This is a genomic window from Pseudomonas sp. UM16, assembly GCF_050312595.1.
Lineage (GTDB): Bacteria > Pseudomonadota > Gammaproteobacteria > Pseudomonadales > Pseudomonadaceae > Aquipseudomonas.
Genome location: NZ_JBNPJT010000011.1, coordinates 214,584 through 225,486 on the forward strand (window position 1 = coordinate 214,584; position 10,903 = coordinate 225,486).

Below are 10,903 nucleotides of genomic sequence, written 5' to 3' on the forward strand. Positions count from 1 at the left end.
GCTCTTCCCTTCTCTTGTTATCCGCGCGCGGCGGCGATTTTGATCAGCTTGGCATAGTAGAAGCCATCGTGTCCGCCTTCCTGGGCCAGCAACTGGCGGCCATGCGGTTGGCGCAGGCCAGCCTGGGTCGCCAGGTCCAGCTCGCGGGCACCAGGGGTGCGGGCGAGGAACGCCTCGATGACTTCGGTATTTTCTGTTGGCAGTGTCGAGCACGTTGCGTAGAGCAGAATGCCGCCGACTTCGAGGGTTGGCCACAGGGCGTCGAGCAACTCGCCCTGCAACGTGGCCAAGGCCGGAATATCGTCGGCCTGGCGGGTCATCTTGATGTCCGGATGACGGCGAATCACCCCGGTGGCCGAGCACGGCGCATCCAGCAGGATGCGCTGGAAACCCTTGCCGTCCCACCAGCTGGCGGTATCGCGGGCATCACAGGCAATCAGCTGGGCATCCAGGCCCAGGCGATCAAGGTTTTCCCGGACCCGCACCAAGCGCTTGGCTTCCAGGTCGATAGCGACCACGGCGTCCAGTTTTGCTTCGGCTTCAAGCAGGTGGCAGGTCTTGCCGCCAGGTGCACAGCAGGCGTCGAGCACCCGCTGGCCGGGCGCGAGGTCGAGCAGGTCGGCAGCCAGTTGCGCTGCTTCGTCCTGGACGCTGATCCAGCCCTGATCGAACCCAGGCAGACCGCGTACATCGCAGGCTTGGGCGAGAATGATGCCGTCAACGCTGTACTGGCAGGCGTTGGCTTCTAGGCCGGCTTCGCGCAACAGCTGCAAATACGCTTCACGACTGTGGTGACGGCGGTTGACCCGCAGGATCATCGGCGGATGGGCGTTATTGGCGGCGCAAATGGCTTCCCACTGCTCAGGCCAGAAGGCCTTGAGTGACTTTTGCAACCAGCGCGGATGAGCGGTGCGCACCACCGGATCACGCTCAAGTTCAGCGAGGATGTCAGTGCTTTCGCGTTGCGCGCGGCGTAGTACAGCATTGAGCAGGGCCTTGGCCCAGGGCTTTTTCAGCTTGTCGGCACAGCCAACCGTTTCACCGATCGCCGCATGTGCGGGAACGCGGGTGTAGAGCAATTGATACAGGCCAACCAGCAGCAAGGCTTCGACATCGGCATCGGCTGCCTTGAACGGCTTTTGCAGCAGGCGTTCGGCCAGGGCCGAGAGCCGCGGCTGCCAGCGTGCGGTGCCGAACGCCAGGTCCTGGGTCAGGCCACGGTCACGCAATTCGACCTTGTCCAACTGGGCGGGCAGCGAGCTGTTCAAAGAGGCTTTGCCGCTGAGTACTGCCGCCAGGGCGCGGGCGGCTGCCAGACGTGGGTTCATTGACCGAGCACCGTGCCGGTGGCGAACTTCTCGCGGCGGCTGTTGAACAGGTCGCTGAAGTTAAGCGCCTTGCCACCTGGCAATTGCAGGCGGGTCAGGCACAAAGCCTGTTCGCCACAGGCAACGATCAGGCCGTCTTTGCTGGCCTCGAGGATTTCCCCCGGCGCGCCGCGAGCTGTGGATACGTTCGCCGCGAGCACTTTCAGCGTTTCACCGCTGAGGGTGCTATGACAGATCGGCCAGGGGTTGAAGGCGCGAATCAGGCGCTCCAGCTCAACAGCTGGGCGGCTCCAATCCAGGCGTGCTTCATCTTTGTTCAGCTTGTGGGCGTAGGTGGCCAGGCTGTCGTCCTGGACTTCACCTTGCAACGTACCAGCGGCCAGGCCGGCCACGGCTTGCAATACCGCTGGCGGGCCCATTTCGGCCAGGCGATCATGAAGGCTGCCGCCGGTGTCGGTGGCGCTGATTGGCGTGGTCACTTTCAGCAACATCGGGCCGGTATCCAGGCCAGCCTCCATGCGCATCACGGTCACGCCGCTTTCACTGTCGCCGGCTTCCACCGCGCGCTGGATTGGCGCGGCACCGCGCCAGCGTGGCAGCAACGAGGCATGGCTGTTGATGCAACCCAGGCGCGGAATGTCCAGCACCGCTTGCGGCAGGATCAGGCCATAAGCGACCACGACCATCAGGTCTGGCTGCAGCGCTGCCAGTTCAGCTTGAGCTTCAGCATTGCGCAGGGTTGGTGCTTGCAGGACCGCAATGCCGTTATCCACAGCCAATTGCTTGACCGCACTGGGCATCAGCTTTTGCCCGCGTCCGGCCGGACGGTCTGGTTGGGTGTAGACGGCCACCACTTCATAGGGACTGTCGATCAAGGCCTTGAGGTGTTCGGCGGCAAACTCTGGGGTGCCTGCAAAGACAATGCGCATGGAGTTCTCGCTTAAAAAGAAAAAGGCTTGCCGGAGCAAGCCTTTGGAAAGAGGAGATCAAGCTTGCTGGCGATGCTGTTTTTCCAGCTTTTTCTTGATGCGGTCGCGTTTGAGCGTCGACAGATAATCGACGAACAATTTGCCGTTGAGATGATCGCATTCGTGCTGAATGCACACGGCCAGCAGGCCTTCGGCGATTTCTTCGAAGGGTTTGCCGTCACGGTCGAGTGCCTTGATCTTGACCCGGATCGGGCGGTCGACGTTCTCGTAGAAACCGGGCACCGACAGGCAGCCTTCCTGGTACTGGTCCATTTCGTCGGTCAGCAACTCAAGCTCAGGGTTGATGAACACCCGCGGATCGCTGCGATCTTCGCTGAGGTCCATAACCACGATGCGCTTGTGCACGTTGATCTGGGTTGCCGCCAGGCCGATGCCAGGGGCTTCGTACATGGTTTCAAACATGTCATCGATCAACTGGCGAACGCCGTCGTCGACTACGTCCACCGGTTTGGCGATGGTGCGAAGACGCGGGTCCGGGAATTCGAGGATGTTTAGAATGGCCATAAGCGTATGAGCTGCACTGTGCGATGAATTACAAACATGAGTACACATAATAAAGGGATTCAGCGCATTCGGCACCTGGCAAAGGTCAGCTAAGGTTTCAGGCAGCCGCAAAAACTGCCGCGCAGGGAAATCCTTCAACCGGTTGTCAAAGTATTATCAACAGAGTTATCCACAGCTTGTGCAGGGTGCGTTCAACTCGTTCGATCAAGGATGATCGTTATGCCACAAACCGCTTATCGGGCCTGTTCACCCGCCGAACTGGAAGCGCGATTGCGTCTGCATCGTTTACCTGGGCTCGGTCCGCAACGTTTTCATTCGCTCCTTCAGGCATTCGGTAGTGCCTCGGCGGCGTTCAGTGCTCCGGCCAGTGCTTGGGGGGCGTTGGGGCTTGCCGATGTCAGTGCTGCTGCCCGGCGCAGCCCCGAAGTGCGCGAAGGCGCTGCGGCCGCATTGGCCTGGTTAGAGCGGCGCGACCAGCATTTGCTTATGTGGGATGACCCTGCTTACCCTGGCTTACTGGCCGAAGTGGATGCCGCGCCGCCCTTGTTGTTTGTCGCTGGCAACCCCGCCCTGCTGGAAAAACCACAGCTGGCGATCGTCGGTAGTCGCCGCGCATCACGCCCGGCATTGGACACCGCTGCCGCCTTTTCCCGGCACCTCGCGCAAGCTGGCTTTGTGATCACTAGCGGCTTGGCCCTGGGGATAGACGGTGCCGCCCATCAGGCTGCGCTGGATGTCGCTGGGCAGACCGTCGCGGTGTTGGGAACCGGCCTGCAGAAACTTTATCCACAACGGCATCGAGCGCTGGCGGCGGCGATCATCGACCAGGGCAGCGCGGTGATTTCCGAGTTTCCCCTGGATGCCGGGCCGGTGCCGGGAAACTTCCCGCGCCGTAATCGGATCATCAGCGGCCTGTCGCTGGGGGTGCTGGTGGTTGAAGCGAGTCTGGCCAGTGGCTCGCTGATTACCGCGCGGTTGGCAGCCGAACAAGGGCGGGAGGTCTATGCCATTCCGGGTTCGATTCATCATCCGGGGTCCAAAGGCTGTCATCAGTTGATTCGTGATGGTGCGCTGTTGGTGGAAAGCGTCGAGCAGATTGTCGAAACCCTGCAAGGCTGGCAGCGATTGCCGCCGGTGCAGGACGCCGAGGCCGTTGGCAGCCGGCATGCGCTTGAAGCCTTGTTGCTGGCAGCGCCGCAAACCAGCGAAGCACTGGCCAACAGTAGCGGCTGGCCGTTGTCCAAAGTGCTGGCGGCGTTAACCGATCTTGAAGTGGCCGGACGGGTGTGCAATGAAGCTGGGCGTTGGTTTGCCCGGCCTAGCTAAGTAAACTGCTGGTTAGCCTTTATGCGGAGTGATAGCAATGGTGAGCAGTTGGCGTGTGCAACAAGCCGCGCGTGAAATTCGGGCCGGTGCGGTTATTGCCTATCCAACCGAGGCCGTTTGGGGTTTGGGCTGTGATCCCTGGAACGAGGAAGCAGTGGATCGATTACTGGCGATCAAGTCGCGCTCGGTCGACAAGGGGGTGATCCTGGTTGCCGACAACATCCGCCAGTTCGACTTCCTGTTCGAAGATTTCCCAGAAGTCTGGCTCGACCGTATGAGCAGCACCTGGCCTGGGCCGAACACCTGGCTGGTGCCGCATCAGAACATGTTGCCGGAGTGGATTACCGGAGTGCACGACACCGTAGCCCTGCGCGTCAGCGACCATCCGGTGGTCCGTGAGCTGTGCTCTCTGGTCGGGCCGCTGGTATCGACTTCGGCCAACCCACAGGGCCGCCCTGCTGCGAAGTCACGCTTGCGCGTCGAGCAGTATTTCCGTGGCCAACTGGACCTGGTTCTGGGTGGCGCACTGGGTGGGCGGCGCAATCCAAGTGTGATCCGCGACCTGGTGACCGGGGATGTGGTGCGGGCGGGGTGAGGCTCTATCGTCGGCAAGACCGGCTCATGTATGAGCCGACGTTGTCGACGATGAACTCAACACAATCTCACGGCAACAACACCGTAGACCCCACCGTCCTGCGCGCCGACAGTTCTGACTGTGCCTTGGCCGCGTCACTCAGCGGGTAACGTTGCTGGATATCCACCGTCAACTTGCCACTGGCAATCATCGCAAACAGGTCATCAGCCATCGCTTGGGTGTTTTCGGCATTGTTGGCGTAGCTGGCCAGGGTTGGGCGAGTGACATACAGCGAGCCCTTCTGCGCCAGAATCCCCAGGTTCACACCACTGACCGCGCCAGAAGCATTGCCGAAACTGACCATCAGCCCGCGTGGCGCCAGGCAGTCCAGTGAGGTCAGCCAGGTGTCCTGACCTACACCGTCGTAAACCACAGGGCACTTCTTGCCGTCGGTCAGTTCCAGCACACGCTGCGCCACATCTTCATGGCTGTAGTCGATTGTCGCCCAGGCACCCAGCGCTTTGGCTCGCTCGGCTTTTACTGCTGAGCTGACGGTACCGATCAATTTCGCCCCCAGCGCCTTGGCCCATTGGCAGGCCAACGAGCCAACACCGCCGGCGGCGGCGTGGAACACAATGGTGTCGCCTGCTTGTACGGCATAGGTCTGCTTGAGCAGATACTGCACGGTCAGGCCCTTGAGCATTACTGCTGCGGCCTGTTCGAAGCTGATGCTGTCCGGGAGTTTGACCAGGTTGGCCTCGGGTAGTACATGTACTTCGCTGTAAGCGCCCAATGGTCCACCGGCATAGGCTACGCGGTCGCCGACCTTGAGCCGAGTGACCTGTTCGCCGACGGCCTCGACTACCCCGGCGCCTTCGGTGCCCAAGCCCGATGGCAAGGCCGGTGGCGCATACAGACCACTGCGAAAGTAGGTGTCGATAAAATTTAGGCCGATTGCCCGGTTGCGTACGCGGACCTGTTGTGGGCCGGGGGCGGGAGGTTCGAAATCGACCAGTTGCAGGACCTCTGGGCCCCCATGCTGGCTGAACTGGATACGCTTGGCCATCTGCACTCTCCTGTCGGGTTCGCAAAACCCCTATCGGACGCCTTTGCTTGATCGCCGTCAACTGCGGGCAGCCGGTTGCCGGTGGTATGCTACGCGCCGAATTTGCTCATGCCCGCTTCCAGGTGACCTGATGACTAGCCGCACCGAGGCCGTGAAAGCCTACCTGCTCGACTTGCAAGACCGTATTTGTGCCGCCCTCGAATCCGAAGACGGCGGCGCCCGTTTTGTCGAAGACGCCTGGACGCGTGAAGCTGGCGGTGGTGGACGGACCCGCGTCATCGGTGAAGGCAAGGTGATCGAAAAAGGTGGGGTGAACTTCTCCCACGTCTTCGGTAGCGGTTTGCCGCCATCGGCCAGTGCCCATCGGCCAGAATTGGCCGGGCGTGGTTTCGAGGCCTTGGGGGTGTCGCTGGTCATTCATCCGCACAACCCGCATGTACCGACTTCTCATGCCAACGTGCGGTTCTTTATCGCCGAGAAAGAAGGTGAAGAAGCGGTCTGGTGGTTCGGCGGCGGCTTCGACCTGACGCCCTACTACGGCAACGAAGAAGACTGCCTGCACTGGCACCAGGTCGCCGAGCGCGCCTGTGCGCCTTTCGGTGCGGATGTCTACCCACGTTACAAGGCCTGGTGCGACCGTTACTTCCATCTCAAGCATCGCGGTGAGCCACGCGGAATCGGCGGGCTGTTCTTCGATGACTTGAACGAGTGGGATTTCGACACCTGCTTCGCCTTCATGCGCGCCATTGGTGATGCCTACATCGAGGCCTACCTGCCCATCGTCCAGCGCCGCAAGGCTGCGACCTACACCGCTGAGCAACGCGAGTTCCAGGAATTCCGTCGCGGTCGCTACGTCGAGTTCAACCTGGTCTATGACCGCGGGACCCTGTTTGGTCTGCAATCGGGTGGTCGTACCGAATCGATCCTCATGTCGCTGCCACCCCAGGTGCGTTGGGGGTACGATTGGAAGCCTGCGCCAGGCAGCGAAGAAGCACGCCTGAGCGAGTATTTCCTGCAGGATCGCGACTGGATTGGTGAGGCCAAGTCCAGTCATTGAGACCACTGTGGATAACTTTGCCGGTTGCTCCGGCCCTGAACCAGGAACCGCGTGAATGGACCAGTACGTTGTATTCGGCAACCCGATCGGCCACAGCAAATCGCCGCTGATCCATCGCCTGTTTGCCGACCAGACCGGCCAACAGCTGGAATACAGCACCTTGCTGGCGCCACTGGACGATTTCACCATGTGTGCCCAGGGCTTCTTCAAACAGGGCCTGGGTGCCAACGTCACCGTACCGTTCAAGGAAGAAGCCTATCGCCTGGTCGATAGCCTGACGCCGCGGGCTAAACGCGCTGGCGCGGTAAACACCCTGAGCAAACAGGCGGATGGCAGTTTGCAGGGTGACAATACCGATGGTGCTGGGCTGGTCCGAGATCTGACGGTCAATGCCGGGGTGCAATTGACTGGCAAGCGTATTCTCCTGCTCGGCGCCGGTGGCGCTGTACGTGGCGTGCTGGAGCCGCTGTTGGCGCACAACCCGGCCTCACTGGTGATCGCCAACCGTACCGTGGAAAAAGCCGAACAACTGGCCCGTGAGTTCGCCGACCTGGGGCCGGTGGCTGCCAGTGGCTTCAGCTGGCTGCAAGAGCCGGTCGATCTGATCATCAATGCCACGTCTGCCAGCCTTGCCGGTGAGCTGCCGCCGATTTCTGCCTCATTGATCGAGCCGGGTAATACCGTGTGCTACGACATGATGTACGGCAAAGAGCCGACGCCCTTCTGCCGCTGGGCCAGCGAACACCAGGCCGCCAAGGTCCTGGACGGTTTGGGCATGCTTGCTGAGCAGGCGGCTGAGGCGTTCTTCATCTGGCGTGGGGTGCGGCCTGATACCGCGCCGGTGTTGGATGAACTGCGTCGGCAACTGGCCCGCGGTTGAGGCTTGCCCCGCGATAGTTTCACTCCTTGAAGCGGATCGGGCAGAGCGCTGCCCCTTCCAGCTTATGTAATTCCTCAATCACCTGCGGACGGGCCCGATGCAGCGTCAGGCTGCCGCCTGCCTGACGTAGGCGGCGGTCTTCTTATTTGGTCAGGTCTTTATCGATCTGAAAAATCTAAGTGCGACATATTTTGTATATCGTTTCAGAAGCGTCCTACAGTCGGCCGGCTTCACTCGCAATAGACTGCTCACTCTGACCACAGGAGTGAAAGATGATATGGCTAATCACAGTTACATGACCATTACCGGGAAAAAACAGGGTTTGATTTCCGCTGGTTGTTCTAGCCAAAATTCTATTGGGAACAAATGTCAGGCTGGCCACGAAGACGAAATCATGGTGCTGGCTTACTCTCATAATATGGCAGGTGGTAATGACGGCAGCACGTCAGGTGGGCGTGGCAAACATATGCCAGTCGTTATTACAAAAAATATTGATAAGTCTACGCCTTTGTTGGCCAGCGCTCTTCATGAAGGCGAAGAAATAGAGTGTAAAATAAATTTCTATCGCACCTCAGCTGTTGGTGGTCACGAAAAGTACTTTACTGTGTTGCTAACCGGTGGGCGTATTGCCAATTTAAGCGTTCAGGTGCCACATGCCATCCATATGAGGGACGCGCAGCCGCAGGAGCTTTTGGCTATCCGGTATCGGGACATTAGCTGGGTACACCACCAGGCAAGCACAAGTGCCTATGCTTCTTGGGGTTACGAAGGTGAATGAGCAGTCATGTGACATTCATGATGTGGCCAAAGCAGGCGCTGACCTGGTTGCATTGGGTTGCACCATAAGTGCTACTAGTTTTGATGATGGAATTATTCAGCTTCAGTTTGGTTCAGTTATATCTGATTATGTTAACGAAATTATAAATGATGTTAGTGAAGGTGTAATAAGTGCTTGGGATGGCGTGCAAGAAATCAGCGCAGAGTATGCCGAGCTGGCTTCCAAGGCGGCTTTTTATGCTCAAAATGGCATCGGGGTCGTAGCTGGTGTCATGCAGGTTGACGTTGGAGTTGCGATTACCGGGTCTACATACGGTTTGGGAACGCCAGTAGGAGCGTTTTTTGTCGCGCATGGCGTTAATAATATTTATGAAGGAGGGATGAATATTTATCAAGGTCCGACAGCCAAACCAGCGCAGGGGCCAACTAGACGTGCTTATCAAGCTTACTTTAAAGATGAGTACAAAGGAAATATGGCGTATGGCGCAGTCGACTTGATCTTGTCGGCTAGAGGTATGATGCGGCCTATACGGAAGACGGATTCAGTACAGCTTTTCAGACGAGATCCGCTTAATTACGAGCCAGCGTATCAGCAAGCCGGTAAGTTGGCTTTGTTTTTTGAGGTCTTAGTTGATTCAATTACAATTAGCTCTATGGTTTTAGAAGAAGGCCATGAAATAAAAAGCAAGTGATACCATCGCGTGATGGGGATGGCTACCATTTGTTGCGTAGTCTGGGGATGTAAAACTTTAATCCGGCAATGCTGAGGGTGACAAACAAAATTCCGCTTATAATCCAGTATGGCGTTTCTTCCAGTGGGAATAATTCAGTTATGCCAAGCATAATAAGCATTGTGTAGAACATAGCGCAGGCGATAATAGTCAATCCCATGCTTATTAAATATCTGATTGTATACATTGCTACAGAGTCCTTAGGGGGTAAACTCATAAAGCATACTAGCTCACCAGTTGCGCGAAGAAGTGCCCAAGCTGGTTGGCATGACGATGGTTACCATATGTCGCGTAGTCTTGGGATGTAAAATTTTAAGCCAGCAGCGGTGATGATAACAAACAATATTCCGCTTACAATCCAGTAGGGCTGGCCTTCTAGTTCTAGTGAGAATAATTTTCTTATGCCCCACATGATAATCATTGTGTAGCCCGCAGAGCAGCCGATAATAATCAGCCCCAAGCTTATCAAGTATCTAATTGTATACATTCCTACAGGGTCCTTTGAGTGAAAACTCATATAGCATAGTAGAGTCTGCTAGGAGTGAATACAACAAAAGGTGATAAGTAAATTGCTGATGTCTCAATTAAAAGCACGTCCTGCAGTTACACAGAGTGTATTCCCTATCGCTAGACACAAGCGGGCTTGCCCCGCGATAGTTTCACTCCTTGAAGCGGATCGGGCAGAGCGCTGCCCCTTCCAGCTTGTGTAATTCCTCGATCACCTGTGGTCGCGCCCGATGCAGCGTCAGGCTGCCGCCTGCCTGACGTAGGCGGCGGTTTTCTTATTTGGTCAGGTCTTTATCGATCTGCAAAATCTAAGTGCGACATATTTTGTATATCGTTTCAGAAGCGTCCTACAGTCGGCCGGCTTCATTCGCAATAGACTGCTCACTCTGACCACAGGAGTGAAAGATGATATGGCTAATCACAGTTACATGACCATTACCGGGAAAAAACAGGGTTTGATTTCCGCTGGTTGTTCTAGCCAAAATTCTATTGGGAACAAATGTCAGGCTGGCCACGAAGACGAAATTATGGTGCTGGCTTATTCTCATAATATGGCAGGTGGTAATGACGGCAGTACGTCAGGTGGTCGTGGCAAACATATGCCCGTCGTTATTACAAAAAACATTGATAAATCTACACCGTTGCTAGCCAGCGCCCTTCATGAAGGCGAAGAGATCGAGTGTAAAATCAATTTCTATCGCACCTCACCTGTTGGTGGTCACCAAAAGTACTTTACCGTGTTGTTAACCGGTGGACGTATTGCCAATTTAAGCGTTCAGGTGCCACATGCCATTCATATGAGGGACGCGCAGCCACAGGAGCTGATGGCCATTAGGTATCGGGACATTAGCTGGGTACACCACGAGGCAAGCACAAGTGCCTATGCTTCTTGGGGTTACGAAGGTGAATGAGCAGTCATGTGACATTCATGATGTGGCCAAAGCAGGCGCTGACCTGGTTGCATTGGGTTGCACCATAAGTTCTACTAGTTTTGATGATGGGATTATTCAGCTTCAGTTTGGCTCAGTAATATCTGATTATGTAAACGAAATTATAAATGATGTTAATGAAGGTGTAATAAGTGCTTGGTAAGCGCTCCATAAACCCCACCAAACTCAATATGGGTGGCGCGCTCAGCTAGGCGATGCGGGTGAGCAGTTCCAC

11 protein-coding genes are annotated in these 10,903 nt (G+C 57.0%); 7 read left to right on the forward strand and 4 right to left on the reverse strand.

Annotated elements, in window-relative coordinates; all coding sequences use genetic code 11:
* Positions 1–17 precede the first annotated feature (17 nt).
* From rsmB to def, 3 genes are read right to left on the reverse strand one after another with little or no spacing between them, the layout of a single operon-like run.
* Entirely contained in the window at positions 18–1,328 is a 1,311-nt protein-coding gene (rsmB, locus tag ACQRAX_RS15360) for a 16S rRNA (cytosine(967)-C(5))-methyltransferase RsmB (RefSeq protein WP_412040489.1), read from the reverse strand.
* Positions 1,325–2,257 (reverse strand): methionyl-tRNA formyltransferase, encoded by a 933-nt coding sequence (gene fmt / locus ACQRAX_RS15365; RefSeq protein ID WP_412040490.1) that lies wholly within the window; start codon positions 2,255–2,257, stop codon positions 1,325–1,327. Before fmt ends, rsmB begins: the two co-directional genes overlap by 4 nt.
* A gap of 57 nt (positions 2,258–2,314) precedes the next feature.
* A complete protein-coding gene (gene def, locus ACQRAX_RS15370; RefSeq protein WP_412040491.1) occupies positions 2,315–2,821 on the reverse strand; it encodes a peptide deformylase in 507 nt (168 codons plus the stop codon).
* A gap of 219 nt (positions 2,822–3,040) precedes the next feature.
* On the opposite strand from def, the gene dprA reads away from it, so the two are divergent.
* Both dprA and ACQRAX_RS15380 read left to right on the forward strand, forming a co-directional pair.
* Positions 3,041–4,147 (forward strand): DNA-processing protein DprA, encoded by a 1,107-nt coding sequence (gene dprA / locus ACQRAX_RS15375; protein ID WP_412040492.1) that lies wholly within the window; start codon positions 3,041–3,043, stop codon positions 4,145–4,147.
* A 37-nt stretch (positions 4,148–4,184) separates the two neighbouring features.
* A complete protein-coding gene (locus ACQRAX_RS15380) occupies positions 4,185–4,742 on the forward strand; it encodes an L-threonylcarbamoyladenylate synthase (RefSeq protein WP_412040493.1) in 558 nt (185 codons plus the stop codon).
* A 67-nt stretch (positions 4,743–4,809) separates the two neighbouring features.
* Here ACQRAX_RS15380 and ACQRAX_RS15385 read toward each other — a convergent pair whose 3' ends face one another.
* Entirely contained in the window at positions 4,810–5,787 is a 978-nt protein-coding gene (locus ACQRAX_RS15385) for an NADPH:quinone reductase (RefSeq protein ID WP_412040494.1), read from the reverse strand.
* Positions 5,788–5,917: 130 nt separating this feature from the next.
* On the opposite strand from ACQRAX_RS15385, the gene hemF reads away from it, so the two are divergent.
* From hemF to ACQRAX_RS15410, 5 genes are all read left to right on the forward strand, one after another.
* Positions 5,918–6,844 carry an oxygen-dependent coproporphyrinogen oxidase gene (hemF, locus tag ACQRAX_RS15390; protein WP_412040495.1) on the forward strand — a complete coding sequence of 309 codons (927 nt, stop codon included), beginning with the start codon at positions 5,918–5,920 and terminating at the stop codon, positions 6,842–6,844.
* A 55-nt stretch (positions 6,845–6,899) separates the two neighbouring features.
* Positions 6,900–7,724: a shikimate dehydrogenase gene (gene aroE, locus ACQRAX_RS15395; protein WP_412040496.1), complete on the forward strand. Its 825-nt coding sequence runs from the start codon at positions 6,900–6,902 to the stop codon at positions 7,722–7,724.
* A 277-nt stretch (positions 7,725–8,001) separates the two neighbouring features.
* Entirely contained in the window at positions 8,002–8,502 is a 501-nt protein-coding gene (locus ACQRAX_RS15400) for an Hcp family type VI secretion system effector (protein ID WP_412040497.1), read from the forward strand.
* Positions 8,495–9,193 (forward strand): DUF4225 domain-containing protein, encoded by a 699-nt coding sequence (locus tag ACQRAX_RS15405; RefSeq protein ID WP_412040498.1) that lies wholly within the window; start codon positions 8,495–8,497, stop codon positions 9,191–9,193. Before ACQRAX_RS15400 ends, ACQRAX_RS15405 begins: the two co-directional genes overlap by 8 nt.
* 956 nt (positions 9,194–10,149) lie before the next feature.
* On the forward strand, positions 10,150–10,650 hold the full coding sequence (locus ACQRAX_RS15410; RefSeq protein ID WP_412040499.1) for an Hcp family type VI secretion system effector: 501 nt from the start codon (positions 10,150–10,152) through the stop codon (positions 10,648–10,650).
* The last annotated feature ends 253 nt before the right edge of the window (positions 10,651–10,903 follow it).

Coding starts and splice junctions, on each gene's coding strand:
- ACQRAX_RS15400 (WP_412040497.1), top strand. CDS start 8,002: ATGGCTAATCACAGTTACATGACCATTACCGGGAAAAAACAGGGTTTG.
- dprA (WP_412040492.1), top strand. CDS start 3,041: ATGCCACAAACCGCTTATCGGGCCTGTTCACCCGCCGAACTGGAAGCG.
- hemF (WP_412040495.1), top strand. CDS start 5,918: ATGACTAGCCGCACCGAGGCCGTGAAAGCCTACCTGCTCGACTTGCAA.
- ACQRAX_RS15385 (WP_412040494.1), bottom strand. CDS start 5,787: ATGGCCAAGCGTATCCAGTTCAGCCAGCATGGGGGCCCAGAGGTCCTG.
- rsmB (WP_412040489.1), bottom strand. CDS start 1,328: ATGAACCCACGTCTGGCAGCCGCCCGCGCCCTGGCGGCAGTACTCAGC.
- def (WP_412040491.1), bottom strand. CDS start 2,821: ATGGCCATTCTAAACATCCTCGAATTCCCGGACCCGCGTCTTCGCACC.
- aroE (WP_412040496.1), top strand. CDS start 6,900: ATGGACCAGTACGTTGTATTCGGCAACCCGATCGGCCACAGCAAATCG.
- fmt (WP_412040490.1), bottom strand. CDS start 2,257: ATGCGCATTGTCTTTGCAGGCACCCCAGAGTTTGCCGCCGAACACCTC.
- ACQRAX_RS15410 (WP_412040499.1), top strand. CDS start 10,150: ATGGCTAATCACAGTTACATGACCATTACCGGGAAAAAACAGGGTTTG.
- ACQRAX_RS15380 (WP_412040493.1), top strand. CDS start 4,185: ATGGTGAGCAGTTGGCGTGTGCAACAAGCCGCGCGTGAAATTCGGGCC.